This window comes from Amycolatopsis sp. CA-230715 (genome assembly GCF_018736145.1).
Taxonomy (GTDB): Bacteria; Actinomycetota; Actinomycetes; order Mycobacteriales; family Pseudonocardiaceae; genus Amycolatopsis.
Genome location: NZ_CP059997.1, coordinates 3,320,475 through 3,345,907, shown reverse-complemented (window position 1 = coordinate 3,345,907; position 25,433 = coordinate 3,320,475). Strand labels below are relative to the sequence as shown.

Below are 25,433 nucleotides of genomic sequence, written 5' to 3'. Positions count from 1 at the left end.
GGGAAACCGTAATCCATGGAATGAGGGAGAAGAAATCGTGAAGAGAATTGCCGCACGCGCCGCCGTGACGGTCGCCGCGGCCGCCGCGTTCGCGGGCGTCGCCGGGGGAATCGCGGACGCCGCGCCGTCGCACGCTCAGTCGGGGACACCCATCTGGCTGCTCCCGGGTGTGGACCTCGGGCCGCTGCTCGAGCCCACCATCCTGGCCCCGGCGAACCTGCTCGCGCCCGTGTACGGGCTCATCACCCTGGTCGGCGGATAGCTTGTAGGACACCAAAAAACCGCTCCCGCGCTGTCCGGTCAGCGCGGGAGCGGTTTCTCGTGCGCTCAGTAGCCGGCCGGGTTCGGCAGGAGCTTGCCCGGTGCCTGCACGACCGACTGGATCAGCCCGAGCACGGGCACGCCGAGCGGCGCGAACGTCCAGACGTTGTTCAGCCCGCTGGTGTCCGGCTCGTCGACGATCACCGGACCGGGGGTTTCCGATGCCAATGCCGGAGCCGCCGCGCCGACGATCGCCGCGCCCGCGAGCGTCGCCGCGACCACGCCCCTGACAAGAGTTTTCCGCATACCAGTGGCACCTTTCGGATAGGTATTCTGCTGCCGCGGGAATCATCGCACGAAATCGCGGATCCCTCGCATTGTGCCCACGGGGTGGGAACCTATCTCCGGTATTGCCAGGTATGCGCCGGAAACGCGTTCACGAAATCGATGAGGAAGCCCGCCGTCTCCGGAATTTCGGTGGGGACGAGCTTGCGGTCGCCCTGCACGAGCGCGACCGAGTTGAGCAGGGAGAAGGAACCCGGGGTGCGGGGATCGTCGAGCAGCCAGCGGAGCAGGGGCGCGACGAGCACGCCGCGCGCGAAGTCGGGGTGCTCGCAGTAGACGGTGAACCTGGCGTCGAACTCGGGGTACCCGGTGCGGACGGTGCCCGGCGCTTCGTAGGCCGCGGCGTCGGTGCGGATCGATCCCAGCATGCTCTTGAGCCCGGTGTCGAAGGTCAGCGCGGGCACCGGCGGCGTCCAGACCTGGACCATGTGGCTGCGGCCCGTGCCGGGCGTGCCGTCCTCGCCCGCGGGGCGGTATTCGAAGGCCAGCACCGCGTGGCCGTCGGCGCGCAGTTCGAGCGCGTAGTCGTAGGGCGGCGCCTGCGCGGTCAGGTGCGCGAAGGTCGTCCGCTGCTTGGCGTTGGGGAAGTACCCGAAGGCCGGGGCGCGGCCGTCGCCGGGGAGGTGGAGCGCCGCGCCGTTCCGCCGGGCCCACTGCCCCGGCGTCAGTTCGCGCCCACCGCGCCGCCCGGCCACCCCCGGATCCTACGGGGCGCCGAACCCCCAGGTCGCCGCCTCACCGGGAAGTCCGCCCGCGACGTTTAGCCCGCTAAACGCACTTCAGGGCCCCGCGGGCGACGACGCGAGGTCGCCCGGAATGTGCGGGGTGTCTGGTTCGGAAAAGGGGCGGGGGTGCCGTCTCGGGCGGGGGCGTCCGCCATCGGTACCGTGCGACCCGGTCACACCACGCGAAGAGGAGGAGGCATGGTGGACGAGCAGAACGAGCGGGAGCCGGTGAGCACGGGCCGCAGGGCGGCGCCGGAAGGTGCCGAGCGGCACCCGCTGATCGACCTCTCCCGTGACCCGAACCCGGGGAAGCCGGATCACGCCAAGCCGGACGAGGACTGACCGGCAGGGGGGAATGCTTACGACGGCCCGGGTGTTTGAAACACCCGGGTCGTCTCATTGCCGCCATCGGGGCCGACAAGCCGCTAGACTGGGTGATCGGCCTCGTTGCCACCCCCGATTTTGCCGCCCGTGAGACGGCCGGGTATCTTTGACGACCGTGCCCGGCAGGCGTCGGGCCGCTCCGTATGCCATCAGGTATCGACGGGCTCCTCCGGTGCCCGGTGGACCGGCGAGGCGATCCGGGGCGAGCACAAGCAGTTCCACGGAAACCCCGATGGGAAGTTACGGATCGGAAGATCCTGACGCGGGCAGACACGCCCGACCGCGTGGACCGGGGAGACGGCATAGGGGCGCTGTTCACGCAGGTGGAGAGCTCTCCACTGAACAACGCAGAAGAAGACGTAAGCAAGATCGCGACAGAAAGCTGGTCCATTGCCCACGATCCAGCAGCTGGTCCGCAAGGGCCGCCAGGACAAGGCTGCCAAGCAGAAGACCGCGGCCCTCAAGGGGAGCCCGCAGCGGCGTGGCGTGTGCACCCGCGTGTACACCACGACCCCCAAGAAGCCGAACTCGGCGCTGCGCAAGGTCGCGCGTGTGAAGCTGACCAGCGGCATCGAGGTCACCGCCTACATCCCCGGTGAGGGCCACAACCTGCAGGAGCACTCGATGGTGCTCGTGCGCGGTGGTCGTGTGAAGGACCTCCCGGGTGTTCGCTACAAGATCATCCGCGGTTCGCTCGACACCCAGGGTGTGAAGAACCGCAAGCAGGCGCGCAGCCGGTACGGCGCGAAGAAGGAGAAGAGCTAATGCCCCGCAAGGGTCCGGCCCCGAAGCGGCCGCTGATCTCCGACCCCGTCTACGCCTCGCCGCTGGTCACCCAGCTGGTGAACAAGGTGCTGAAGGACGGGAAGCGGTCACTGGCCGAGCGCATCGTCTACGGCGCTCTCGAAGGCGCTCGCGAGAAGACCGGCACCGACCCGGTCGTCACGCTGAAGCGCGCGCTCGACAACGTGAAGCCCTCCATCGAGGTGAAGAGCCGCCGCGTCGGTGGCGCCACCTACCAGGTGCCGATCGAGGTCAAGCCCGGCCGCTCGACCACCCTTGCGCTGCGCTGGCTGGTGTCGTTCTCGCAGGCCCGCCGCGAGAAGACGATGATCGAGCGCCTGCAGAACGAGCTGCTCGACGCGAGCAACGGACTCGGGGCCAGCGTGAAGCGCCGCGAGGACACCCACAAGATGGCCGAGTCCAACAAGGCCTTCGCGCACTACCGCTGGTGAATCACGCCCGGCTGTCGACCAAAAGCCAGGCCGGGCCCCACGCTTGAGACAGGGGAACATTCTCGTGGCACGTGACGTGCTGACCGACCTGAACAAGGTCCGCAATTTCGGCATCATGGCTCACATCGACGCCGGCAAGACCACCACCACCGAACGGATCCTGTTCTACACCGGGGTCAACTACAAGATCGGTGAGGTCCACGACGGCGCCGCGACGATGGACTGGATGGAGGAGGAGCAGAAGCGGGGTATCACCATCACCTCGGCTGCCACCACCACCTTCTGGGACGACCATCAGCTCAACATCATCGACACCCCCGGGCACGTCGACTTCACCGTCGAGGTGGAGCGCAACCTGCGGGTGCTCGACGGCGCGGTCGCGGTGTTCGACGGCAAGGAAGGTGTCGAGCCGCAGTCGGAGCAGGTCTGGCGCCAGGCCGACAAGTACGAGGTCCCGCGCATCTGCTTCGTCAACAAGATGGACAAGCTGGGTGCCGACTTCTACTACACGGTGCAGACGATCGAGGACCGCCTCGGCGTCCGCCCGCTGGTGATCCAGCTGCCGATCGGTGCCGAAAGCGACTTCGAGGGCGTCGTCGACCTGGTCCGGATGAAGTCCCTGGTCTGGCGCGGCGAGGTCAAGAAGGGCGAGGACTACACCGTCGAGGACATCCCGGCCGATCTCGCCGACAAGGCGGCGGAGTACCGGGAGAAGCTCCTCGAGGCCGTCGCCGAGACCGACGACGCGCTGATGGAGAAGTTCCTCGAGGGCGAGGCGCTGACCGAGGACGAGATCAGGGCCGGCATCCGCAAGGTGACCGTCGACCGCACCGCGTACCCGGTGCTCGCCGGTTCCGCGTTCAAGAACAAGGGCGTCCAGCCCATGCTCGACGCGGTCATCGAGTACCTGCCGTCGCCGCTCGACGTGCCCGCGGTGGAGGGCATCCTCCCCAACGGCGAGACCGCGGCGCGCAAGGCCGCGACCGACGAGCCGTTCGCCGCCCTCGCGTTCAAGATCGCGGCGCACCCGTTCTTCGGCAAGCTGACCTACATCCGGGTCTACTCGGGTCAGGTCGCCAAGGGCGCCCAGGTCGTCAACGCGACCAAGGAGCGCAAGGAGCGCATCGGCGGCCTGTTCCAGATGCACTCCAACAAGGAGAACCCGGTCGAGGTCGGCCAGGCCGGCCACATCTACGCGGTCCAGGGCCTGAAGGACACCACCACCGGTGACACCCTGGCGGACCCGCAGAACCCGATCGTGCTCGAGTCGATGACGTTCCCGGAGCCCGTCATCCGGGTCGCCATCGAGCCGAAGACGAAGGCGGACCAGGAAAAGCTGTCGATCGCGATCCAGAAGCTGGCCGAGGAGGACCCCACCTTCCAGGTCAACCAGGACGAGGAGACCGGTCAGACGATCATCGCGGGCATGGGCGAGCTGCACCTCGAGGTGCTGGTGAACCGCATGAAGTCCGACTACAAGGTCGAGGCGAACATCGGTAAGCCGCAGGTCGCCTACCGCGAGACGATCAAGAACACCGTCGAGAAGCTCGACGTCGTGCACAAGAAGCAGACCGGTGGTTCCGGCCAGTTCGCCAAGGTCATCGTGAAGCTGGAGCCGCTGCCCACCGGCGACGGCGCGCTGTACGAGTTCGAGAACAAGGTCACCGGTGGTCGCGTGCCGCGGGAGTACATCCCGTCGGTCGACGCCGGTGCGCAGGACGCCATGCAGTACGGCGTGCTGGCCGGGTACCCGCTGGTCGGGCTGAAGTTCACGCTGCTGGACGGCGCGTACCACGAGGTCGACTCCTCGGAGATGGCGTTCAAGGTCGCCGGTTCGATGGCGCTGAAGGAAGCCGCGCGGAAGGCGAACCCGGTCATCCTGGAGCCGTTGATGGCGGTCGAGGTGACCACACCCGAGGACTACATGGGTGATGTCGTCGGCGACCTCAACTCTCGCCGTGGCCAGATCCAGGCCATGGAGGAGCGTGCGGGCACCCGTGTCGTGAAGGCACTGGTTCCGCTGTCGGAGATGTTCGGCTATGTCGGCGACCTGCGGTCCCGTACCCAGGGTCGTGCGAACTACTCCATGACGTTCGATTCCTACGCCGAGGTTCCCGCGAACGTCGCGAAGGAAATCGTCGCGAAGGCGACGGGGGAGTAGTTCCCCCACGCTCGCGGGCGTAAGGAACACTCCTCACGGTCCGCGGTAACCGACAGATACCGAATCGCCCGTCGGCAGCCACGCCGGCAGGCGAGCACCAAGCAAAACAGTCCAGGAGGACATTCCAGTGGCGAAGGCGAAGTTCGAGCGGAGCAAGCCGCACGTCAACATCGGAACCATCGGTCACGTCGACCACGGGAAGACCACTCTGACCGCGGCGATCACGAAGGTTCTGCACGACAAGTACCCCGAGCTGAACACGGCTTCGGCGTTCGACCAGATCGACAACGCGCCGGAAGAGAAGCAGCGCGGCATCACGATCAACATCTCGCACGTCGAGTACCAGACCGAGAAGCGCCACTACGCCCACGTGGACGCCCCCGGTCACGCGGACTACATCAAGAACATGATCACCGGTGCCGCCCAGATGGACGGCGCGATCCTCGTGGTCGCGGCGACCGACGGCCCGATGCCGCAGACCCGTGAGCACGTGCTGCTCGCGAAGCAGGTCGGCGTGCCCTACATCGTGGTGGCGCTGAACAAGGCCGACATGGTCGACGACGAGGAGATCCTCGAGCTCGTCGAGCTGGAGGTCCGCGAGCTGCTGTCCGCGCAGGACTTCCCCGGCGACGACGCCCCCGTGGTCAAGGTCTCCGGCCTGAAGGCCCTCGAGGGCGACGAGAAGTGGGCCGAGACCGTGCTCGAGCTGATGAACGCCGTCGACGACAACGTGCCGGACCCGGTGCGCGACCTCGACAAGCCGTTCCTGATGCCGATCGAGGACGTCTTCACCATCACCGGCCGCGGCACCGTGGTGACCGGTCGTGTGGAGCGCGGCCAGGTCAACGTCAACGAAGAGGTCGAGATCGTGGGTATCCGCGAGAAGTCGACCAAGACCACCGTCACCGGTGTCGAGATGTTCCGCAAGCTGCTCGACTCGGGCCAGGCGGGCGACAACGTCGGCCTCCTGCTGCGCGGCATCAAGCGCGAGGACGTCGAGCGCGGCCAGGTCATCGTGAAGCCCGGCACCACGACTCCGCACACGGAGTTCGAGGGCTCGGTGTACATCCTGTCCAAGGACGAGGGCGGCCGCCACACGCCGTTCTTCAACAACTACCGCCCGCAGTTCTACTTCCGCACCACGGACGTGACCGGCGTCGTGACCCTCCCCGAGGGCACCGAGATGGTCATGCCGGGCGACAACACGGACATCAGCGTGCAGCTGATCCAGCCGATCGCCATGGACGAGGGCCTTCGCTTCGCCATCCGTGAGGGTGGCCGGACCGTCGGCGCGGGCCAGGTCACCAAGATCAACAAGTGATTCGGCGCCCGAACCCGGGGCACTACACCCCCGGGTTCGGGCCGTCAAATCACGTGTGCGACACTGTTTGGGTTGCTCGTTGTGGGGCGGCCGAATCCTTCGGGGTTCCGGCCGCCTCTGCACGAGTGGCCACGGTCCGCGCGAGCGGGCAAGGGTCACCGCGGTGACCCCCTCACGTTGAGGCAAACCAGGCAAGACAACGATCCCACGGGATCCGTCTGTGGGTCGGGCGCGACACGCCCGACCGCGTGGACCGGGGACAGGGCCGTTGAACTGCGAAAACCAAGGCCTTCGCGGCCGGGTTTGAGACAAAGCGGCACGAGACGACAAGGAACGAGCAGCCACCATGGCGGGACAGAAGATCCGCATCCGGCTCAAGGCCTACGACCACGAGGCGATCGACGCGAGCGCGCGCAAGATCGTGGAGACGGTCACGCGCACCGGCGCGTCGGTAGTTGGCCCGGTGCCGCTGCCCACCGAGAAGAACGTTTACTGCGTCATCCGCTCGCCGCACAAGTACAAGGACTCGCGCGAGCACTTCGAGATGCGCACGCACAAGCGTCTGATCGACATCCTCGACCCGACGCCGAAGACGGTCGACGCGCTGATGCGCATCGATCTGCCGGCGAGCGTCGACGTCAACATCCAGTAAGCGTTGGGCGAGCGGCGGAGATAAGAGACTCATGTCTGACAGGCAAATGAAGGGCATCCTGGGCACCAAGCTCGGCATGACCCAGGTCTTCGACGAGAACAACCGGATCGTGCCGGTGACCGTCGTGAAGGCCGGGCCGAACGTGGTGACCCAGGTTCGCACCCAGGACAAGGACGGCTACGTGGCCGTGCAGCTGGCTTTCGGCGCCGTTGACCCGCGCCGCGTGAACAAGCCGCGCACCGGGCACTTCGACAAGGCCGGGGTGACCCCGCGCCGGTTCCTCGCCGAGCTGCGGACGACCGACGCCGAGACCTACGAGGTCGGCCAGGAGATCACCGCCGAGGTGTTCGCCGCGGGCGCCGAGGTCGACGTGACCGGCACCAGCAAGGGCAAGGGCTACGCCGGTGTCATGAAGCGCCACGGCTTCAAGGGCCAGGGCGCCAGCCACGGTGCGCAGGCCGTGCACCGCAAGCCGGGTTCGATCGGCGGCTGCGCCACCCCCGGCCGCGTGTTCAAGGGCCTGCGCATGGCGGGCCGGATGGGCAACGACCGCGTCACCACGCAGGGCCTCAAGGTCCACGACGTGCGCGCGGACGAGGGCCTGCTCCTGATCAAGGGCGCCGTGCCCGGCCCCAAGGGCGGACTCCTCTTCGTCCGCAGCGCCGCGAAGGGTGGTGTGACCGAATGAGCAGCATCGACGTGAAGACCCCGGCTGGTGCCGCGGACGGCACCGTCGAGCTCCCCGCGGAGATCTTCGACGTGCAGGCCAACGTGCCGCTGATGCACCAGGTCGTGGTGGCCCAGCTGGCCGCCGCGCGCCAGGGCACGCACGACACGAAGACCCGCGGCGAGGTGTCCGGTGGTGGCAAGAAGCCGTACCGCCAGAAGGGCACCGGCCGCGCCCGCCAGGGCTCGACCCGCGCGCCGCAGTTCGTCGGCGGTGGCACCGTCCACGGCCCGACGCCGCGCGACTACACCCAGCGGACCCCGAAGAAGATGAAGGCCGCCGCCCTGCGCGGTGCCCTCTCCGACCGGGCCCGTGCCGGCCAGCTGCACGTCCTCTCCGAGCTCGTGTCCGGCGAGAAGCCGTCCACGAAGTCGGTGAAGCAGGCGCTCACCGCGGTGACGCAGGCCAAGCGCGTTCTCGTGGTGCTGCACCGCGACGACGAGCTCGGCTGGCGCTCCGCGCGGAACCTCGAGTACGTGCACCTCATCACGCCGGACCAGCTCAACACGTACGACGTGCTGGTCAACGACGACGTGGTGTTCACCAAGAGCGCGCTCGACGCCTTCCTCGCCGGCCCCTCGCGGGGCAAGGGCGCGAAGGCTTCCGCGCGGTCGAGCGAGGTTTCCGAAGGGAGTGACGAGCAGTGAGTGCGGTCGCCATTCCGAACCCCCGCGACATCTTGCTCGCGCCGGTGATCTCCGAGAAGTCCTACGGACTGCTCGAAGACAACAAGTACACGTTCGTCGTTCGCCCTGACGCCAACAAGACCCAGATCAAGATCGCGGTCGAGCAGGTCTTCGGCGTCAAGGTGGTCAGCGTGAACACGCTGAACCGCCAGGGCAAGCGCAAGCGCACCCGCTACGGCTTCGGCAAGCGCAAGGACACCAAGCGCGCCGTCGTGACGCTGTCCGCCGACAGCAAGCCGATCGAGATCTTCGGCGGACCCGCCGCGTAAGGGACTGAGCAGACAATGGGTATTCGCAAGTACAAGCCGACGACCCCGGGTCGTCGCGGTTCGAGCGTTTCCGACTTCGCCGAGATCACTCGGTCGACGCCGGAGAAGTCGCTGCTGCGTCCGCTGAGCGGCAGCGGTGGCCGTAACGCTTCCGGCAAGATCACCACCCGGCACAAGGGTGGCGGTCACAAGCGGGCGTACCGGCTGATCGACTTCCGCCGCAACGACAAGGACGGCGTGCCTGCCAAGGTCGCGCACATCGAGTACGACCCCAACCGGTCGGCCCGTATCGCGCTGCTGCACTACGCCGACGGCGAGAAGCGCTACATCATCGCGCCGGAGAAGCTCAAGCAGGGCGACCGGGTGGAGAGCGGCCCCCGCGCCGACATCAAGCCGGGCAACAACCTGCCGCTGCGCAACATCCCGGTCGGCACCGTGATCCACGCGATCGAGCTCCGCCCCGGCGGCGGCGCGAAGATCGCCCGGTCCGCCGGTGCCCGCGTGCAGCTCGTCGCCAAGGACGGCCCGTACGCCCAGCTGCGGATGCCCTCGGGCGAGATCCGCAACGTGGACGTGCGCAACCGCGCCACCATCGGCGAGGTCGGCAACTCCGAGCACTCCAACATCAACTGGGGCAAGGCCGGGCGTAACCGCTGGCGGGGCAAGCGCCCCACCGTCCGCGGTGTCGTGATGAACCCGGTCGACCACCCGCACGGTGGTGGTGAAGGGAAGACCTCCGGTGGCCGCCACCCGGTCAACCCGAACGGCAAGCCGGAGGGCCGCACCCGCCGCCGCAAGCCGAGTGACCAACTGATCGTCCGCCGCCGGCGTACCGGCAAGAAGCGCTGAGCAGGGAGGTAGAAGCACATGCCACGCAGCCTGAAAAAGGGCCCCTTCGTGGACGACCACCTGCTCAAGAAGGTGGACGCTCTCAACGAGGCCAACAAGAAGACCGTGATCAAGACCTGGTCCCGCCGGTCCACGATCATCCCGGACTTCCTCGGCCACACGATCGCGGTGCACGACGGCCGCAAGCACGTCCCGGTGTTCGTCACCGAGGCGATGGTGGGTCACAAGCTGGGCGAGTTCGCCCCGACGCGGACCTTCAAGGGCCACATCAAGGACGACCGCAAGTCGCGCCGCCGCTGAGCGGGCACGAGAAAGTTAAGGGAAGCAGATGAACGCCCAGAACAACGCCACGGCTACGGCAGAAGAGCTGCCGACCGCCGTCGCGCGGGCTCGCTTCGTCCGGGACTCGCCGACCAAGGTGCGCCGGGTGATCGAGCTCGTCAAGGGTCGTAGCGTCAGCGAGGCCTTGGCCGTGCTCCGGTTCGCCCCGCAGGCGGCCAGCGAACAGCTCGCCAAGGTCATCGCCAGTGCCGCGGCCAACGCCGAGAACAACCTCGACCTCGACCCGGACACCCTCTGGGTGCGCAACGCGACCGCCGACGAGGGCCCGACCCTCAAGCGGATCCGCCCGCGCGCCCAGGGCCGTGCGTACCGGATCCGCAAGCGGACGAGCCACATCACCGTGGTGGTCGAGTCGCGCCCGGCAGAGACGAAGAAGACCGGCAAGAAGAAGGCAGGTGGCCGGTAGTGGGCCAGAAGATCAACCCGCACGGCTTCCGCCTGGGAATCACCACGGACTGGAAGTCGCGCTGGTACGCCGACAAGCAGTACGCGGAGTACGTGGCCGAGGACGTCAAGATCCGCAAGCTGCTCTCCACCGGCATGGAGCGCGCCGGCATCTCCAAGGTCGAGATCGAGCGCACCCGTGACCGCGTCCGCGTCGACATCCACACCGCGCGTCCCGGCATCGTGATCGGCCGTCGCGGCGCGGAGGCCGACCGGATCCGCGGCGCGCTGGAGAAGCTGACCAAGAAGCAGGTCCAGCTGAACATCCTCGAGGTCAAGAACCCCGAGGCCGACGCCCAGCTCGTCGCGCAGGGTGTCGCGGAGCAGCTGTCCAACCGCGTGGCGTTCCGCCGTGCGATGCGCAAGGCCCTGCAGACGTCCATGCGGTCGCCGCAGGTCAAGGGCATCCGCGTGCAGTGCGGCGGTCGTCTCGGCGGCGCCGAGATGTCCCGTTCCGAGCACTACCGCGATGGCCGCGTCCCGCTGCACACGCTGCGCGCCGACATCGACTACGGCTTCTTCGAGGCCAAGACGACGTTCGGCCGCATCGGCGTGAAGGTGTGGATCTACAAGGGCGACATCGTCGGCGGGCTCAAGGCCAAGGAGGCGCGTGACGCCGCCGCGGCCGCCGAGCGCGCCCCGCGTCGTGACCGCGACCGCCCGTCCCGTCCGCGCCGCTCCGGCGCGTCGGGCACCACGGCGACCTCGACCGAAGCCGGTCGGGCCGCCGCGGCGGCGAAGACCGATGAGGCCGCGACCTCCCCGGCGCCTGAGGCCGCCGCAGGTAACGCGGCAGAGAAGACGGAGGGCTGACGTGCTCATCCCACGGAGGGTCAAGCACCGCAAGCAGCACTCCCCGAAGCGTGCCGGCGCCGCCAAGGGCGGCACCCAGGTGACGTTCGGCGAGTACGGCATCCAGGCGCTTGAACACAGCTACGTGACCAACCGGCAGATCGAGTCCGCTCGTATCGCGATGACCCGGCACATCAAGCGTGGCGGGAAGATCTGGATCAACATCTTCCCCGACCGGCCGCTCACCAAGAAGCCCGCCGAAACCCGCATGGGTTCCGGTAAGGGTTCGCCCGAGTGGTGGATCGCCAACGTCAAGCCCGGCCGCGTCATGTTCGAGCTCAGCTTCTCGAACGAAGAGACGGCACGCGAGGCCCTGCGCCGCGCGATCCACAAGCTGCCGATGAAGTGCCGAATCGTGACCCGTGAAGGTGGTGAGTTCTGATGGCGAAAGCAGCAGGCGTCGCGGCGTCAGAACTTCGTGAGCTCACTGCGGAAGAGCTCGTGCTGCGCTTGAAGGAATCCAAGGAGGAGCTGTTCAACCTCCGGTTCCAGATGGCCACCGGGCAGCTGGACAACAACCGCAGGCTGCGCACCGTCCGCACGGACATCGCGCGGATCTACACCGTGATGCGGGAGCGCGAACTCGGGCTGTCCGTTTCCCCCGACGACGCCGAGAGTGAGGGTGCGGCATGAGTGAGCAGACCGAAGAGCTCGCGAAGCAGCCGGTCCAGAAGTCCGATTCTGGCCGCAACTACCGGAAGGTCCGCGAGGGCCTCGTCGTCTCGGACAAGATGAGCAAGACGATCGTGGTCGAGCTCGAGAACCGCAAGAAGCACGCGCGCTACGCGAAGGTCCTTCGCAGCACCAGCAAGGTGAAGGCGCACGACGAGGAGAACGTCGCCGGCGTCGGCGACCGCGTGATCCTCATGGAGACCCGGCCGCTGTCCGCGACCAAGCGCTGGCGCCTGGTGCGGATCGTGGAGAAGGCCAAGTAAGCAGAGGGCCGCAAGGTTCTCTTCAGTTCCGCAAGGCTGGGCATGCGCCCAGAACCGGCGTGACATACCAGGAGTTGACGTGATCCAGCAGGAGTCGCGACTGCGAGTCGCCGACAACACGGGTGCCAAGGAGATCCTCTGCATCCGCGTGCTCGGCGGTTCGGGGCGGCGCTACGCCGGCATCGGCGACATCATCGTCGCCACCGTGAAGGACGCCATCCCGGCCGCCGGGGTGAAGAAGGGCGACGTCGTCAAGGCCGTCATCGTCCGCACGGTGAAGGAGCGTCGTCGTCCGGATGGCTCCTACATCCGGTTCGACGAGAACGCCGCCGTGCTCATCAAGAACGACAACGAGCCCCGGGGCACCCGCATCTTCGGCCCGGTGGGCCGCGAGCTGCGCGACCGAAAGTTCATGAAGATCATTTCGCTCGCGCCGGAGGTGTTGTAAGTGAAGGTGAAGAAGGGCGACACGGTCGTCGTCATCGCCGGCAAGGACAAGGGCGCCAAGGGCAAGGTCATCCAGGCCTACCCCGACCGCGAGCGCGTGCTCGTCGAGGGCGTGAACCGGATCAAGAAGCACACCCGGATCAGCCAGACCCAGCGTGGTGCGCAGTCCGGGGGCATCGTCACCCAGGAAGCGCCCATCCACGTGTCGAACGTGCAGGTCGTCGACTCCGACGGCAAGCCGGCCCGCGTGGGTTACCGCATCGGCGAGGACGGCAAGAAGGTTCGCGTCTCGCGCAGGAACGGTAAGGACATCTGATGACCACCACCGAGAAGATCGTGCCGCGGTTGAAGACCCGGTACCGCGAGGAGATCGCGGGTGAGCTCCAGAAGGAGTTCAGCTACGCCAACGTGCACCAGATCCCCGGTGTGGTGAAGGTCGTCGTGAACATGGGTGTCGGTGACGCCGCCCGTGACAGCAAGCTCATCGAGGGCGCCATCCGCGACCTGTCCACCATCACCGGGCAGAAGCCGGAGGTCCGCAAGGCCCGCAAGTCCATCGCGCAGTTCAAGCTGCGCGAGGGCCAGCCCATCGGCGCCCGCACCACGCTGCGCGGCGACCGGATGTGGGAGTTCCTCGACCGGCTGCTGACCATCGCGCTGCCGCGTATCCGCGACTTCCGCGGCCTTTCGCCGAAGCAGTTCGACGGAAACGGCAACTACACCTTCGGTCTCAACGAGCAGTCCATGTTCCACGAGATCGACCCCGACGCCATCGACCGCCCGCGCGGCATGGACGTCACCGTTGTCACCACCGCCACCACCGACGACGAGGGCCGCGCGCTGCTCCGCAAGCTCGGCTTCCCGTTCAAGGAGAACTGAGCAGATGGCCAAGAAAGCGCTGATCCACAAGGCCGCGAAGACGCCGAAGTTCAAGGTGCGTGGCTACACCCGTTGCCAGCGGTGCGGCAGGCCGCACTCGGTGTTCCGCAAGTTCGGACTCTGCCGGGTGTGCCTCCGCGAGATGGCGCACGCGGGCGAACTGCCCGGCGTCAGCAAGTCCAGCTGGTAAGGCTCGTACCAACTCCACAGATCGCCACAGGCCTCCGCAGGGGGAACCAGGGCGAGAAAGGTTGACAGGTCACCATGACGATGACCGACCCCATCGCAGACTTCTTGACCCGTCTGCGCAACGCGAACTCGGCGTACCACGACGAGGTCGTGCTTCCCCACTCGAAGATCAAGGCGAACATCGCCGAGATCCTCAAGCGCGAGGGCTACATCGCGGGGTACCGCGACGAGCCGGGCGAGAAGCACAAGAACCTCATCGTCGAGCTGAAGTACGGCCGGAACCGTGAGCGCAGCATCGCGGGCCTCCGCCGGGTGTCCAAGCCCGGCCTCCGGGTCTACGCAAAATCGACCGACCTGCCGAACGTTCTCGGTGGCCTCGGCGTCGCGATCATCTCGACGTCCTCCGGCCTCCAGACCGACCGTCAGGCCAAGCGCAACGGCGTGGGCGGCGAAGTCCTCGCCTACGTCTGGTAAGGGAGGGGATTAGGTATGTCACGTATCGGAAAACTGCCGATCACCGTCCCCGCCGGGGTCGAGGTGAAGATCGACGGCCAGCACGTCCAGGTCAAGGGTCCCAAGGGCACCCTGGAGCACACGGTCGCCGAGCCGATCACCGTCGAGTTCGCTGACGGCACGCTCACGGTGAACCGGCCCGACGACGAGCGGACCAGCCGCGCGCTGCACGGCCTGAGCCGCACCCTGGTGAACAACCTCGTCGTCGGCGTGACCGACGGGTACGAGAAGAAGCTCGAGATCCACGGCGTCGGTTACCGCGTGCAGGCCAAGGGCTCGGACCTCGAGTTCGCGCTCGGCTACAGCCACCCGGTCAAGATCGAGGCGCCCGAGGGCATCACCTTCAAGGTGGAGAGCCCGACCCGGTTCTCGGTGTCCGGCATCGACAAGCAGAAGGTCGGCCAGACGGCCGCCGTCATCCGCAAGCTGCGGCGCCCCGACCCCTACAAGGGCAAGGGCCTGCGGTACGAGGGTGAGCGCATCCGTCGCAAGGTCGGAAAGACGGGTAAGTGATCATGAGCGACACGACTACGACGAAGCGCAAGCCGATCGGCAAGGACGTCTCGACGCGGCGCCGCGTTGCGAAGGCCCGTCGCCACTTCCGGCTCCGCAAGAAGATCAGCGGGACCTCGCAGCGGCCCCGGCTTGTGGTCAAGCGGTCCTCGCGGCACATCGCGGTCCAGCTGATCGACGACCTTGCCGGGCACACCCTGGCGTCGGCGTCGACCCTGGAAGCGGACGTGCGGGCCCTCGACGGCGACAAGAAGGCCAAGGCCGCGAAGGTCGGCGAACTGGTCGCGGCCCGCGCCAAGAGCGCGGGCGTCACCGCGGTGGTGTTCGACCGTGGCGGCAACGCCTACCACGGCCGGATCGCCGCGCTGGCCGACGCCGCCCGCGAGGCGGGGTTGGAATTCTGATGCACATGCTGGTCAATGGAAGGAAAGCCTGATGCCGGGACGTACACGGCAATTCGGCGGCGGACAGGGCGGCCCCGGCGGCGGACAGGGCGGCAACGACCGCAATGACCGTCGCGGTGGCGGCCGCGACCGTCGCGACGGCGGTCGTGGCGGGGCCGGCCAGGAGAAGACCCCGCACCTCGAGCGCGTAGTGGCGATCAACCGCGTCGCCAAGGTGGTCAAGGGTGGCCGCCGGTTCAGCTTCACCGCGCTGGTGGTCGTCGGCGACGGCGACGGCCAGGTCGGCGTCGGCTACGGCAAGGCCAAGGAAGTTCCCGCGGCCATCGCCAAGGGTGTCGAGGAAGCGAAGAAGAACTTCTTCCGCGTTCCCCGCATCGCCGGCACCATCCCGCACCCCATCCAGGGTGAGGACGCCGCGGGCGTCGTGCTGCTCCGCCCGGCCAGCGCCGGTACCGGTGTCATCGCCGGTGGCCCGGTGCGCGCGGTGCTGGAGTGCGCGGGCGTGCACGACGTGCTGTCCAAGTCGCTCGGCTCGGACAACGCGATCAACATCGTGCACGCGACCGTCGCGGCCCTGAAGGGGCTGCAGCGCCCCGAAGAGGTCGCGGCCCGCCGTGGCCTGCCGCTCGAGGACGTGGCTCCGGCCCGGATGCTGCGTCAGCGCGCCGGACAGGGGGTCTGACCGTGGCTCAGCTGAAGGTCACCCAGGTCAAGAGCAAGATCGGCACCAAGCACAACCACCGCGAATCGCTGCGCACCCTCGGGCTGCGCAAGATCCGGCAGTCCGTGGTGCGTGAAGACACTCCCCAGGTCCGCGGCCTGATCCACGCGGTGCGGCACCTGGTGGAGGTCGAGGAGGTCAAGTCATGACGGCCATCAAGATCCACCACTTGCGGCCGGCACCGGGATCGAAGCAGGACAAGATCCGCGTCGGTCGTGGTGAGGGCTCCAAGGGCAAGACCGCCGGTCGCGGCACGAAGGGCACCAAGGCCCGCAAGAACGTGCCCGCCGGTTTCGAGGGTGGGCAGATGCCCATCCACATGCGGCTGCCGAAGCTGCGCGGCTTCAAGAACCGGTTCCGCACCGAGTACCAGCCGGTGAACGTGGGCGACATCGCCCGCGTCTTCGCCGACGGTGGCAAGGTCGGCCCGGAGGAGCTCGCCGACCGCGGCCTCGTCCGCAAGGGCAAGCTCGTCAAGGTTCTCGGCAACGGTGACGTCAACGGCGTCAAGCTGGACGTCACCGCGGACGCCTTCTCGGCCTCGGCCAAGGAGAAGCTCGCCGCCGCCGGTGGCTCCGCCACCACCAACTGAGCACCACCCCACCAGAACGGCCCGTGGCCCCCACGGGCCGTTCTGCTGTCCGGACGACGTTTAGCCCGCTAAACGCACCCCGCGTCCCGGGCCCGGCCTGCGTTTAGCGGGCTAAACGTCGCGGGTGCCCGCCCCTGCGAGGAGGCGGGGCACCAGGGCTGCGAGGATTCCCCCGTGACTGATCCCCAGGTCCCTCCGCCCCCACCGGCTGACGGCGAGCCCGGCACGGCACCTTCGCCGGTGGTCTCGCCGCGCCAGCTCGTGGTGGCCGTGCTAGCCGCGCTGGCCGCTGTCGTCGCGGTGGCGGGCTCGTTCCTGACGTTGTTCTCGGGCGGCTTCGCCTCGTCGTTCGGCGGCCGCGGGTTCAGCCTGTCGATCACCGGGTGGGCGATCGAACTGGGCGGGAGCGCCGCGAGCCGCTCCGCCGGCGGCCTCGGCCCCGTGGCGCCGATCGGCTACCCGCTGGTGCTCGCCGCCATCCTCCTGCTGTTCGCCGCCGTGCTGGTGCTGCGGTCCCGTGCGCCGGAGCCGAAGTCGGTGCCGGTGGGCAAGATCCTCGTGGTCGCCGGCGCGGCCTTCCTGACCGGCACCGCCGTCACGGTCGCGATGCAGGGGATCGGCTGGTCGGGACTGCTGGGAGCGGCAGGCGTGGCGATCACGCCCGACGTCGGCTTCTGGCTCGTCGCGGTGGGCGTGGTCGCGTCGATCGCGGCTGCCGTGCTGGCGTTCCTGCCGGAGCGCGTCGAGCCCGCCGGTCCGGAGCCCGAGGTGGTGGTGCACGACGTCAGCACGCCGCGGCACGGCGTCCCGGTCGTCGACCCGCTCACCGGCGAACCGAAGCCAGCCGACGACGACACCCAGTGGCGCCCACCCAGCCCGCCCGCCTGAGCTGCGTTTAGCGGGCTAAACGTCGCGGGCGGCCGTAGGCTGACGGGCCTGGAGGTGGCCGATGGGGATCCTGCTGTTCTTCGGTGCCGCGCTGCTCCTCGCGGTTACGCCCGGCGCGAACAACCTCCTGGGGCTGCACCACGGCATGCGCTACGGCATCACGCGGGGCCTCGCCGGGTTGGGCGGCCGCCTCGCCGCGTTCGTCCTCATGATCGTCGCGGTCGCCGCCGGTCTCGGTCAGCTGCTCGCCGCATCCGAACTCGCGCTCACGATCATCAAATGGGCAGGCGTCGCGTACCTGGTCTGGCTCGCCGCGCGGATCCTGTGGACGGCAAGGTGCGACGGCACTCCGGTGCCCGCCGCCGACGAGGAGCCGCGGCGAAACGGCTGGCAGATCGCGCGCAAGGAGTTCCTGGTCGCCATCACGAACCCCAAGGCGGTCCTGATCTTCACCGCGTTCGTGCCGCAGTTCATCGACCCGGCGCACGGCCCGGTGCCGTGGCAGGTCGCGCTGCTCGGCGCGGTTTATCTGCTCGCCGAGTCCGTCGCCGGTATCGGATACATCGCGGTGGGCGCCGGGGTGAAGGCGGCGAGGCTGAGCCGACGCGCGAGGCGCAATCTCGACCGCGGCACCGGTGTCGTGCTACTCGGGATGGCGGGCGCGCTCGCCGGTTCGACCGCCGGGTAACCGACGTCCGTCGGGAAAACCCGCATGCCCTGCGGACGCGCCGTCCGATGCTGTTAGAGTCGGCGACACGCTTCGGGACGAGTGTGCCCCGAAGCGTTCCTGGCTTGTCCGCCAGCGATGTTGTGTTCCTGCCGGTCCCGTGCCGGCCAAGCCGATCACCGGCGCGATCGCCGGTGACGCCGAGGAGGTCCCCCGCGTGCTCAGCGCCTTCCGCTCGGCTCTCGCGACGCCGGATCTGCGCAAGAAGATCCTGTTCACGCTGTTGATCGTGACGGTCTACCGAATCGGTGCCGTCATTCCAGCGCCCGGGGTTTCCTATGTGAACGTGCAGGCGTGCCAAGCGCAGGGCAGCGACGACCAAGGCATCTACTCCCTGCTGAACCTGTTCAGCGGCGGGGCGCTCCTGCAGTTGTCGATCTTCTCGACCGGCATCATGCCCTACATCACCGCGAGCATCATCGTTCAGCTGCTCACCGTGGTGATCCCTCGTTTCGAGGAGCTCAAGAAGGAAGGCCAGTCCGGCCAGAACAAGCTGACGCAGTACACCCGGTACCTGACGATCGCGCTGGCGATCCTGCAGGCCACCGGCGTCGTCGCGCTGGCGGACCGCAAGCAGCTCTTCCCGAACTGCGACCAGCCGATCCTCCCGGACAACAGCGTCTACGCGATGGCCATCGTCGTCATCGCGATGACCGCGGGCACCGCGGTCATGATGTGGCTGGGCGAGCTGATCACCGAGCGCGGCGTCGGCAACGGCATGTCGGTGCTGATCTTCCTGAACATCGCGGCGCGGATCCCCAGCGAAGGCGCGCTCATCCTGAGCAACAAGGGCGGCCTGGTCTTCGCCCTGATCTGCGTGTTCGGACTCGTGATCATCGCGAGCGTCATCTTCGTGGAACAGGGCCAGCGCCGGATCCCGGTGCAGTACGCCAAGCGCATGATCGGCCGCCGGATGTACGGGGGCACTTCGACCTACCTGCCGATCAAGGTGAACCAGGCCGGTGTCATCCCGGTCATCTTCGCGTCGTCGCTGCTGTACCTGCCCGACCTGATCGGCAAGCTCGTCGGCAGCGCGGACGGCAACTCCTGGTGGCAGCGGTTCCTGCAGACCTACCTGGTGAACCAGTCCAGCTGGGTGCACATCCTGCTGTACTTCGCCCTGATCATCTTCTTCACCTACTTCTACATCACGATCACGTTCAACGTGGACGAGCGTGCGGAGGAGATGAAGAAGTTCGGCGGCTTCATCCCCGGCATCAGGCCGGGGCGTCCCACCGCCGAATACCTGAGCTTCGTCCTGGGGCGGATTACGCTGCCGGGCTCGATCTACCTCGGTCTCATCGCGATCCTGCCGAACTTCTTCCTGTCCGTCACCGGAGGCGGGCAGAACCAGAACTTCCCGTTCGGCGGTACCGCGGTGCTGATCATGGTCGGTGTCGGCCTCGACACCGTGAAGCAGATCGAAAGCCAGCTCATGCAGCGTAACTACGAAGGGTTCCTCCGATGACGCGCCTCGTTCTCGTGGGCCCGCCAGGCGCGGGCAAAGGCACTCAGGCGGTGGCGCTCTCGGAGCAGCTCCGAGTTCCGCACATCTCGACCGGCGATCTGTTCCGCGCGCACGTCGGCGACCAGACGCCGCTGGGCCAGGAAGCGAAGCGCTACCTGGACTCCGGCGAACTGGTCCCGGACTCCGTTACGAACGAAATGGTGCGGGAGCGGCTCGCGGACCCGGACGCGAAGGCCGGTTTCCTGCTCGACGGCTTCCCCCGCAACACGAAGCAGGCCGAGGTGCTCGGCGAGATCCTGTCGGAGTCGGACACCTCGCTCGACGCGGTCATCCAGCTGAAGGTCGCCGAGGACGTCGTCGTCGGCCGCCTGCTTTCGCGTGGCCGCGCCGACGACACCGAAGAGGTCATCCGCCGCCGCCAGCAGGTCTACGTGTCGGAAACGGCGCCCCTGCTGGAGTACTACGCCGACATCCTGGTTTCGGTCGACGGCGTCGGCGACGTGGACGAGGTCTCCTCCCGGGTGCTGGCCGCACTGCGCGACCGGACGTGAACCTGGGTGGCCTTCGTGTGCTGCAAGTACTCCGTCGCGGCCGCATGATCGAAATCAAGACGCCCGGTGAGCTGGAAGCCATGCGGGCGGCGGGCCTGATCGTCGCCAAGACGCTCGCGTTGGTGACCGCGGCGGCGAAGCCCGGCGTGAGCACGGCGGAGCTCGACGAACTGGCCGAGCAGACGATCAGGGACGCGAACGCGGTGCCGTCGTTCAAGGGCTACCACGGCTTTCCGGCGTCGATCTGCGCCTCGGTCAACGAGCAGATCGTGCACGGCATCCCGGCCAGGTCGGCGGTGCTGGCGGACGGCGATCTCATCTCCGTCGACTGCGGCGCCATCCTCGACGGCTGGCACGGCGACTCGGCCGTGACGATCGCGATCGGCGAGGTCTCCGACGCCGATCTCGCGCTGTCGGAGGCGACCAAGGAAGCGATGTGGGCCGGTGTTCGCGCCGCGGTCGTCGGCGCCAAGCTCACCGACATCTCGCACGCCGTCCAGACCTCCGCCGAGCGCTCCTCAGCAGCCAACGGCATCGAGTACGGGCAGATCGTCGAGTACGGCGGGCACGGCATCGGCCGCGAGATGCACATGGACCCGTTCCTGCCGAACGTCGGCAAACCGGGGAAGGGGCCGAAGCTGAAGCCGGGCATGGCGCTCGCGATCGAGCCCATGCTGACCGGCGGCAGCGGGGAGACCGTCGAGCTGGACGACGGCTGGACCGTGGTCACCGCGGACGGCTCGCGGGCGGCGCACTGGGAACACACCGTCGCCATCACCGCCGAAGGCCCCCAAGTCCTCACCGCCCCCGCCGCGGACGACGTTTAGCCCGCTAACTGCAGGCCAGGCCCTTCCCACCCCACCGAACCCCCTGGCGCGTCCCCGACGACGTTTAGCCCGCTAAACGCGCGCGGCGGCCCCGCGCTCGCGAGCGCGTAGACTGGGTCGAGCCGGGGTGTCTACCACAGGTCACCCCCGTTTGGGTGGCTCACCACGGCGTGAGTACACTGTCTAGTCGGCGTACTCATCACGCCGGTTCCAGCGCGCTCGTGAATCTTCGCGACATTGGAGTCGGGGTGAGGCGTGTGCGCCGAGCACCACCCAGGCAAGCACTCACCGCTCAACCAATCACGAAACGCGGAGGACATGGGCAAGAAAGACGGGGCCATCGAGGTCGAAGGCCGCGTAATCGAGCCGCTCCCCAACGCGATGTTCCGAGTCGAGTTGGAGAACGGCCACAAGGTCCTTGCACACATCAGCGGCAAGATGCGGCAGCACTACATCCGCATCCTGCCCGAGGACAGGGTCGTCGTCGAGCTTTCGCCGTACGACTTGTCCCGTGGTCGCATCGTCTACCGCTACAAGTGACCAAGGCGAGCGAAGCACACAAAGCAGGAGAGCAGGAGACGTGAAGGTTCAGCCGAGCGTCAAGAAGATCTGCGACAAGTGCAAGGTGATCCGCCGGCACGGCCGGATCATGGTGATCTGCGAGAACCTGCGGCACAAGCAGCGGCAGGGCTGATCGCGCGCACTCGTTCAGAGTGGATTGACAGCTAAATAGCACTCCCCGCACCTGCCGGGCCGCCCAGCGGCCCGGTTCACCCCCGGACTTCAGGCCGGGGCCGGGAGACCGGCCGCGCGAGCGGCGGGCACGACAGCGAGTCGGTCCCGGAACCGGACGGGGAGCAGACCTGAAGAGAAGATCCGAGAAGGAGTACCAGCGCCAATGGCACGACTCGCTGGCGTCGATCTTCCCCGCGAGAAGCGGTTGGAGATCGCGCTGACCTACATCTACGGCATCGGCCGTACCCGTTCGAAGCAGCTCGTCGCCGCGACGGAACTGAACCCGGACACCAGGGTGAAGGACCTGTCGGACGACGACCTGGTCAAGCTGCGTGACCACATCGAAGAGAACTTCAAGGTCGAGGGTGACCTTCGCCGCGAGGTGAACGCCGACATCCGTCGGAAGATCGAGATCGGGTGCTACGAGGGCCTTCGCTGGCGTCGCGGACTTCCCGTCCGCGGTCAGCGCACGAAGACCAACGCCCGCACCCGCAAGGGTCCGAAGAAGACGGTCGCCGGCAAGAAGAAGGCTGGCAAGAAGTGAGCCTCCGGGGCAAGAAGGTCGTGCACATGGGCGGCGGGCAGCGCCGTGGCACGGCTTCGTGTGTCTCGCCCAAGGCGCTCTACGCCCGCCCGATGGCTCTGCGCCAGCTGTACACCGACGCCGGGTCAGTCATCCGGCGCGGTCAGCGCGAAGCGATCGAGGCGTCAGCCGATCACCAGCAGAACTCGCGTTAACGAGGAGAAACACCCAGTATGCCACCGAAGTCTCGTACTGCCGGGGCCAAGAAGGTCCGGCGCAAGGAAAAGAAGAACGTCGCTCACGGGCACGCCCACATCAAGAGCACGTTCAACAACACCATCGTCTCGATCACCGACCCGACCGGTGCGGTGATTTCCTGGGCGTCCTCCGGGCACGTCGGGTTCAAGGGCTCGCGGAAGTCCACCCCGTTCGCCGCGCAGATGGCCGCCGAGAACGCCGCCCGCAAGGCCGCCGAGCACGGCATGAAGAAGGTCGACGTGTTCGTGAAGGGCCCCGGCTCCGGCCGGGAGACCGCGATCCGTTCGCTGCAGGCGGCGGGCCTCGAGGTCGGCACCATCCAGGACGTGACCCCGCAGCCTCACAACGGCTGCCGCCCGCCCAAGCGGCGCCGGGTCTGAGGAACGGGGAGGAGTAAGAAGAAATGGCTCGTTACACCGGCCCCGCGACGCGTATTTCGCGTCGCCTCAAGGTTGACCTCATCGGCGGCGACCAGGCTTTCGAGCGTCGCCCCTACCCGCCCGGCCAGCACGGCCGCGGCCGGGTCAAGGAGAGCGAGTACCTGCTTCAGCTGCAGGAGAAGCAGAAGGCTCGCCACACCTACGGCGTGCTCGAGCGCCAGTTCAGCCGCTACTACAAGGAAGCCGCTCGTCGCACCGGCAAGACCGGTGAGAACCTGCTGCAGATCCTCGAGTCGCGCCTGGACAACGTGATCTACCGCGCCGGCATCGCCAGGACGCGCCGTCAGGCCCGCCAGCTGGTGAGCCACGGCCACTTCCTGGTCAACGGCGTGAAGGTGAACGTCCCGAGCTTCCAGGTCTCGAAGTTCGACATCATCGACGTGAAGCCGAAGTCGCTGAACGCGCTGCCGTTCGTCGTGGCCAAGGAGTCCTTCGGTGAGCGCCCGATCCCGGCCTGGCTGCAGGTCGTGCAGTCCAACCTCCGCGTGCTGGTCCACCAGCTCCCGGAGCGTGCGCAGATCGAGGTTCCGGTCCAGGAACAGCTGATCGTCGAGTTCTACTCGAAGTGATCCCCGCCGGGCGCGAGCCCGGGGAGATCGGGCGGCGGCGCCCAGAGTGCGCCGCCGCTTCGCCACACCTTTCGACGTCAAATGGCGGGCGTCGGCAGGAAACGGAGAAGGAAAAGTGCTGATTTCGCAGCGACCGGCTCTCGCGGAAGAGACGGTCAACGAGACCCGCTCCCGGTTCACCATCGAGCCGCTGGAGCCCGGATTCGGGTACACGCTCGGCAACTCGCTCCGGCGCACGTTGCTGTCGTCGATCCCCGGCGCGGCCGTCACCAGCATCCGGATCGACGGGGTGCTGCACGAGTTCACCACCGTTCCCGGGGTGAAGGAAGACGTCACCGACATCATCCTGAACCTGAAGGAACTGGTCGTGTCCTCGGAAGAGGACGAGCCGGTCACCATGTACCTGCGCAAGCAGGGCCCTGGTGAGGTCACCGCGGCGGACATCGTCCCGCCCGCCGGTGTCACCGTGCACAACCCGGACCTCCACATCGCCTCGCTCAACGGCAAGGGCAAGCTGGAGATCGAGCTCGTCGTCGAGCGCGGTCGCGGCTACGTCCCGGCCCTGCAGAACAAGCAGGCCGGCGCCGAGATCGGCCGGATCCCGGTCGACTCGATCTACTCGCCGGTGCTGAAGGTGACCTACAAGGTCGAGGCCACTCGTGTCGAGCAGCGCACCGACTTCGACAAGCTGATCCTGGATGTCGAGACCAAGCCGTCGATCACGCCGCGGGACGCGGTCGCGTCCGCGGGCAAGACGCTGGTCGAGCTGTTCGGTCTCGCGCGCGAGCTGAACGTCGACGCGGAGGGCATCGAGATCGGCCCGTCGCCGCAGGAGGCGGACACCATCGCCGCCTACGCGATGCCGATCGAGGACCTGGACCTCACCGTCCGGTCCTACAACTGCCTCAAGCGCGAAGGCATCCACACGGTCGGCGAGCTGGTCTCGCGCAGCGAGGCCGACCTGCTCGACATCCGCAACTTCGGTGCGAAGTCGATCGACGAGGTCAAGCTCAAGCTCGTCGGCCTCGGCCTCGCGCTGAAGGACAGCCCGCCCGGGTTCGACCCGACCGCCGCGGCGGCCAGCTACGACGGTGAAGGCTGGTCCGAAGGCGTCGACAGCATCACGGACGGCATTTCGGACAACGGCCACGACGATGGCCAGGACTACGCAGAGACGGAGCAGCTGTAAGGCCAGCGAAGGCCCGCCCAACGTGGATTTCCGTAGTGGGCGGGCCGGGCCTCCAGCTGTGCAGCTGAACGAGGAGAATCGATGCCCACCCCCACTAAGGGTCCCCGTCTCGGCGGGTCCGCCGCGCATGAGCGGATGATGCTGGCGAACCTCGCCACGTCGCTGTTCGAGCACGGCAAGATCACCACCACCGAGGCGAAGGCCCGGCGGATGCGTCCGCTGGCCGAGAAGATCATCACCAAGGCGAAGCGGGGCGACCTGCACAACCGCCGCCAGATCCAGCGGGTCATCCGCGACAAGGCGGTCGTGCACAAGCTGATCGCCGAGATCGGCCCGTTCTTCGTGGACCGTCCCGGCGGCTACGTCCGGATCACCAAGACGCTGCCGCGCAAGGGCGACAACGCCCCGATGGCGGTCATCGAACTGGTGTCGGAGAAGACCGTGACCTCCGAGGCGGAAGCCGCGCGGAGCACGAAGTTCGCGAAGGACGAGCCGAAGGCCGCTGCCCCGACGGCGACCGAGGCCACCGAGACCGCTGAGGCGGTCGAGGTCGAGGAGAGCGCTTCGACCGAGGACGCTCCGTTCGGCGAGGGCAGCCACGCCCCGCTGGAGGACGGTTCGCAGCCGGAAGGCTTCCCGATCAAGGGCAACGCTGGCTCGAAGCTGTACCACACGCCGGACAGCCCGCACTACGGCCAGACCGTGGCCGAGGTGTGGTTCGCGACGACCGAGGCAGCCGAGGCCGCTGGCTTCTCGCTTCCGCCGTCGCAGCAGGACGCCAAGGACGAGTCCTGACGGCTGAGCACACTCCG

Annotated in this window: 42 protein-coding genes; 40 read left to right on the top strand and 2 right to left on the bottom strand. The window is 67.7% G+C overall.

Annotated features, from left to right (window positions below; all coding sequences use genetic code 11):
- Window positions 1–37: 37 nt before the first annotated feature.
- A complete protein-coding gene (locus HUW46_RS15620; protein ID WP_215547962.1) occupies window positions 38–262 on the top strand; it encodes a hypothetical protein in 225 nt (74 codons plus the stop codon).
- A 65-nt stretch (window positions 263–327) separates the two neighbouring features.
- Here HUW46_RS15620 and HUW46_RS15615 read toward each other — a convergent pair whose 3' ends face one another.
- Entirely contained in the window at window positions 328–567 is a 240-nt protein-coding gene (locus HUW46_RS15615; protein ID WP_215547961.1) for a hypothetical protein, read from the bottom strand.
- A 92-nt stretch (window positions 568–659) separates the two neighbouring features.
- Window positions 660–1,301 (bottom strand): hypothetical protein, encoded by a 642-nt coding sequence (locus HUW46_RS15610; protein WP_215547960.1) that lies wholly within the window; start codon window positions 1,299–1,301, stop codon window positions 660–662.
- Window positions 1,302–1,529: 228 nt separating this feature from the next.
- Here HUW46_RS15610 and HUW46_RS15605 point away from each other — a divergent pair, with 228 nt between their 5' ends.
- The 39 genes from HUW46_RS15605 (at window position 1,530) to rplQ (ending at window position 25,416) form a co-directional block, all read left to right on the top strand.
- Window positions 1,530–1,673, top strand: coding sequence for a hypothetical protein (locus HUW46_RS15605; RefSeq protein ID WP_215547959.1), 144 nt, complete (start codon window positions 1,530–1,532; stop codon window positions 1,671–1,673).
- 432 nt (window positions 1,674–2,105) lie between these two features.
- The gene (gene rpsL / locus HUW46_RS15600) at window positions 2,106–2,480 is read left to right on the top strand and encodes a 30S ribosomal protein S12 (RefSeq protein ID WP_003102113.1); all 375 of its coding nucleotides are present in this window, start codon (window positions 2,106–2,108) and stop codon (window positions 2,478–2,480) included.
- Window positions 2,480–2,950: a 30S ribosomal protein S7 gene (rpsG, locus tag HUW46_RS15595; protein WP_020662804.1), complete on the top strand. Its 471-nt coding sequence runs from the start codon at window positions 2,480–2,482 to the stop codon at window positions 2,948–2,950. Before rpsL ends, rpsG begins: the two co-directional genes overlap by 1 nt.
- Window positions 2,951–3,014: 64 nt before the next feature.
- Window positions 3,015–5,111 carry an elongation factor G gene (fusA, locus tag HUW46_RS15590; RefSeq protein ID WP_215547958.1) on the top strand — a complete coding sequence of 699 codons (2,097 nt, stop codon included), beginning with the start codon at window positions 3,015–3,017 and terminating at the stop codon, window positions 5,109–5,111.
- Window positions 5,112–5,238: 127 nt separating this feature from the next.
- Window positions 5,239–6,432 carry an elongation factor Tu gene (tuf, locus tag HUW46_RS15585; protein WP_215547957.1) on the top strand — a complete coding sequence of 398 codons (1,194 nt, stop codon included), beginning with the start codon at window positions 5,239–5,241 and terminating at the stop codon, window positions 6,430–6,432.
- A 346-nt stretch (window positions 6,433–6,778) separates the two neighbouring features.
- Complete coding sequence (gene rpsJ / locus HUW46_RS15580; protein WP_003883485.1) at window positions 6,779–7,084, top strand: 30S ribosomal protein S10; 306 nt, start codon at window positions 6,779–6,781, stop codon at window positions 7,082–7,084.
- Window positions 7,085–7,115: 31 nt separating this feature from the next.
- The gene (gene rplC, locus HUW46_RS15575; RefSeq protein WP_215547956.1) at window positions 7,116–7,772 is read left to right on the top strand and encodes a 50S ribosomal protein L3; all 657 of its coding nucleotides are present in this window, start codon (window positions 7,116–7,118) and stop codon (window positions 7,770–7,772) included.
- A complete protein-coding gene (rplD, locus tag HUW46_RS15570) occupies window positions 7,769–8,458 on the top strand; it encodes a 50S ribosomal protein L4 (RefSeq protein WP_215547955.1) in 690 nt (229 codons plus the stop codon). Before rplC ends, rplD begins: the two co-directional genes overlap by 4 nt.
- The gene (gene rplW, locus HUW46_RS15565) at window positions 8,455–8,766 is read left to right on the top strand and encodes a 50S ribosomal protein L23 (RefSeq protein WP_215547954.1); all 312 of its coding nucleotides are present in this window, start codon (window positions 8,455–8,457) and stop codon (window positions 8,764–8,766) included. The genes rplD and rplW overlap by 4 nt, the downstream gene beginning before the upstream one ends.
- Window positions 8,767–8,781: 15 nt before the next feature.
- The gene (gene rplB / locus HUW46_RS15560) at window positions 8,782–9,615 is read left to right on the top strand and encodes a 50S ribosomal protein L2 (RefSeq protein ID WP_215547953.1); all 834 of its coding nucleotides are present in this window, start codon (window positions 8,782–8,784) and stop codon (window positions 9,613–9,615) included.
- 18 nt (window positions 9,616–9,633) lie between these two features.
- Window positions 9,634–9,915 (top strand): 30S ribosomal protein S19, encoded by a 282-nt coding sequence (rpsS, locus tag HUW46_RS15555; RefSeq protein ID WP_153035997.1) that lies wholly within the window; start codon window positions 9,634–9,636, stop codon window positions 9,913–9,915.
- A gap of 28 nt (window positions 9,916–9,943) precedes the next feature.
- Complete coding sequence (gene rplV / locus HUW46_RS15550; RefSeq protein ID WP_215547952.1) at window positions 9,944–10,363, top strand: 50S ribosomal protein L22; 420 nt, start codon at window positions 9,944–9,946, stop codon at window positions 10,361–10,363.
- The gene (gene rpsC / locus HUW46_RS15545; protein ID WP_215547951.1) at window positions 10,363–11,214 is read left to right on the top strand and encodes a 30S ribosomal protein S3; all 852 of its coding nucleotides are present in this window, start codon (window positions 10,363–10,365) and stop codon (window positions 11,212–11,214) included. Before rplV ends, rpsC begins: the two co-directional genes overlap by 1 nt.
- 1 nt (window position 11,215) lies before the next feature.
- On the top strand, window positions 11,216–11,635 hold the full coding sequence (gene rplP, locus HUW46_RS15540; protein WP_215547950.1) for a 50S ribosomal protein L16: 420 nt from the start codon (window positions 11,216–11,218) through the stop codon (window positions 11,633–11,635).
- A complete protein-coding gene (rpmC, locus tag HUW46_RS15535; RefSeq protein ID WP_215547949.1) occupies window positions 11,635–11,886 on the top strand; it encodes a 50S ribosomal protein L29 in 252 nt (83 codons plus the stop codon). The genes rplP and rpmC overlap by 1 nt, the downstream gene beginning before the upstream one ends.
- Window positions 11,883–12,188 carry a 30S ribosomal protein S17 gene (rpsQ, locus tag HUW46_RS15530; RefSeq protein ID WP_215547948.1) on the top strand — a complete coding sequence of 102 codons (306 nt, stop codon included), beginning with the start codon at window positions 11,883–11,885 and terminating at the stop codon, window positions 12,186–12,188. Before rpmC ends, rpsQ begins: the two co-directional genes overlap by 4 nt.
- A gap of 79 nt (window positions 12,189–12,267) precedes the next feature.
- Window positions 12,268–12,636 carry a 50S ribosomal protein L14 gene (gene rplN, locus HUW46_RS15525; RefSeq protein ID WP_004558867.1) on the top strand — a complete coding sequence of 123 codons (369 nt, stop codon included), beginning with the start codon at window positions 12,268–12,270 and terminating at the stop codon, window positions 12,634–12,636.
- Window positions 12,637–12,951 (top strand): 50S ribosomal protein L24, encoded by a 315-nt coding sequence (gene rplX / locus HUW46_RS15520; protein WP_215547947.1) that lies wholly within the window; start codon window positions 12,637–12,639, stop codon window positions 12,949–12,951.
- Window positions 12,951–13,514 carry a 50S ribosomal protein L5 gene (rplE, locus tag HUW46_RS15515; RefSeq protein WP_215547946.1) on the top strand — a complete coding sequence of 188 codons (564 nt, stop codon included), beginning with the start codon at window positions 12,951–12,953 and terminating at the stop codon, window positions 13,512–13,514. The genes rplX and rplE overlap by 1 nt, the downstream gene beginning before the upstream one ends.
- Before the next feature lie 4 nt (window positions 13,515–13,518).
- Window positions 13,519–13,704, top strand: coding sequence for a type Z 30S ribosomal protein S14 (locus HUW46_RS15510; RefSeq protein ID WP_215547945.1), 186 nt, complete (start codon window positions 13,519–13,521; stop codon window positions 13,702–13,704).
- A gap of 74 nt (window positions 13,705–13,778) precedes the next feature.
- Window positions 13,779–14,177 carry a 30S ribosomal protein S8 gene (gene rpsH, locus HUW46_RS15505; protein ID WP_215547944.1) on the top strand — a complete coding sequence of 133 codons (399 nt, stop codon included), beginning with the start codon at window positions 13,779–13,781 and terminating at the stop codon, window positions 14,175–14,177.
- 15 nt (window positions 14,178–14,192) lie between these two features.
- Window positions 14,193–14,729: a 50S ribosomal protein L6 gene (rplF, locus tag HUW46_RS15500; protein WP_215547943.1), complete on the top strand. Its 537-nt coding sequence runs from the start codon at window positions 14,193–14,195 to the stop codon at window positions 14,727–14,729.
- A gap of 2 nt (window positions 14,730–14,731) precedes the next feature.
- Window positions 14,732–15,133, top strand: coding sequence for a 50S ribosomal protein L18 (gene rplR, locus HUW46_RS15495; protein ID WP_254126200.1), 402 nt, complete (start codon window positions 14,732–14,734; stop codon window positions 15,131–15,133).
- A 31-nt stretch (window positions 15,134–15,164) separates the two neighbouring features.
- Window positions 15,165–15,815, top strand: a complete 651-nt coding sequence (gene rpsE, locus HUW46_RS15490; protein WP_215547942.1) for a 30S ribosomal protein S5 — start codon at window positions 15,165–15,167, stop codon at window positions 15,813–15,815.
- Window positions 15,816–15,817: 2 nt separating this feature from the next.
- Window positions 15,818–16,003, top strand: coding sequence for a 50S ribosomal protein L30 (gene rpmD / locus HUW46_RS15485; protein WP_209664025.1), 186 nt, complete (start codon window positions 15,818–15,820; stop codon window positions 16,001–16,003).
- Window positions 16,000–16,446, top strand: coding sequence for a 50S ribosomal protein L15 (gene rplO, locus HUW46_RS15480; RefSeq protein ID WP_215547941.1), 447 nt, complete (start codon window positions 16,000–16,002; stop codon window positions 16,444–16,446). Before rpmD ends, rplO begins: the two co-directional genes overlap by 4 nt.
- 174 nt (window positions 16,447–16,620) lie before the next feature.
- Window positions 16,621–17,334, top strand: coding sequence for a hypothetical protein (locus HUW46_RS15475; RefSeq protein ID WP_215547940.1), 714 nt, complete (start codon window positions 16,621–16,623; stop codon window positions 17,332–17,334).
- A 61-nt stretch (window positions 17,335–17,395) separates the two neighbouring features.
- Window positions 17,396–18,022: a LysE family translocator gene (locus HUW46_RS15470; protein ID WP_215547939.1), complete on the top strand. Its 627-nt coding sequence runs from the start codon at window positions 17,396–17,398 to the stop codon at window positions 18,020–18,022.
- A gap of 196 nt (window positions 18,023–18,218) precedes the next feature.
- A complete protein-coding gene (gene secY / locus HUW46_RS15465; protein WP_215549893.1) occupies window positions 18,219–19,529 on the top strand; it encodes a preprotein translocase subunit SecY in 1,311 nt (436 codons plus the stop codon).
- Entirely contained in the window at window positions 19,526–20,080 is a 555-nt protein-coding gene (locus HUW46_RS15460) for an adenylate kinase (protein ID WP_215547938.1), read from the top strand. Before secY ends, HUW46_RS15460 begins: the two co-directional genes overlap by 4 nt.
- Window positions 20,081–20,124: 44 nt before the next feature.
- Window positions 20,125–20,907 carry a type I methionyl aminopeptidase gene (gene map, locus HUW46_RS15455; RefSeq protein ID WP_215547937.1) on the top strand — a complete coding sequence of 261 codons (783 nt, stop codon included), beginning with the start codon at window positions 20,125–20,127 and terminating at the stop codon, window positions 20,905–20,907.
- A gap of 318 nt (window positions 20,908–21,225) precedes the next feature.
- The gene (gene infA, locus HUW46_RS15450; protein ID WP_009948665.1) at window positions 21,226–21,447 is read left to right on the top strand and encodes a translation initiation factor IF-1; all 222 of its coding nucleotides are present in this window, start codon (window positions 21,226–21,228) and stop codon (window positions 21,445–21,447) included.
- Between the two features lie 40 nt (window positions 21,448–21,487).
- The gene (rpmJ, locus tag HUW46_RS15445) at window positions 21,488–21,601 is read left to right on the top strand and encodes a 50S ribosomal protein L36 (RefSeq protein WP_004558882.1); all 114 of its coding nucleotides are present in this window, start codon (window positions 21,488–21,490) and stop codon (window positions 21,599–21,601) included.
- A 204-nt stretch (window positions 21,602–21,805) separates the two neighbouring features.
- Window positions 21,806–22,186 carry a 30S ribosomal protein S13 gene (rpsM, locus tag HUW46_RS15440; protein WP_215547936.1) on the top strand — a complete coding sequence of 127 codons (381 nt, stop codon included), beginning with the start codon at window positions 21,806–21,808 and terminating at the stop codon, window positions 22,184–22,186.
- On the top strand, window positions 22,183–22,380 hold the full coding sequence (locus tag HUW46_RS15435; protein WP_215547935.1) for a hypothetical protein: 198 nt from the start codon (window positions 22,183–22,185) through the stop codon (window positions 22,378–22,380). Before rpsM ends, HUW46_RS15435 begins: the two co-directional genes overlap by 4 nt.
- 18 nt (window positions 22,381–22,398) lie before the next feature.
- A complete protein-coding gene (gene rpsK, locus HUW46_RS15430) occupies window positions 22,399–22,803 on the top strand; it encodes a 30S ribosomal protein S11 (RefSeq protein WP_091505007.1) in 405 nt (134 codons plus the stop codon).
- A gap of 23 nt (window positions 22,804–22,826) precedes the next feature.
- Window positions 22,827–23,432, top strand: a complete 606-nt coding sequence (rpsD, locus tag HUW46_RS15425; RefSeq protein ID WP_215547934.1) for a 30S ribosomal protein S4 — start codon at window positions 22,827–22,829, stop codon at window positions 23,430–23,432.
- A gap of 115 nt (window positions 23,433–23,547) precedes the next feature.
- Window positions 23,548–24,621, top strand: a complete 1,074-nt coding sequence (locus tag HUW46_RS15420) for a DNA-directed RNA polymerase subunit alpha (protein ID WP_215547933.1) — start codon at window positions 23,548–23,550, stop codon at window positions 24,619–24,621.
- Window positions 24,622–24,702: 81 nt separating this feature from the next.
- Entirely contained in the window at window positions 24,703–25,416 is a 714-nt protein-coding gene (gene rplQ, locus HUW46_RS49050) for a 50S ribosomal protein L17, sunset domain variant (protein ID WP_215547932.1), read from the top strand.
- Window positions 25,417–25,433 lie beyond the last annotated feature (17 nt).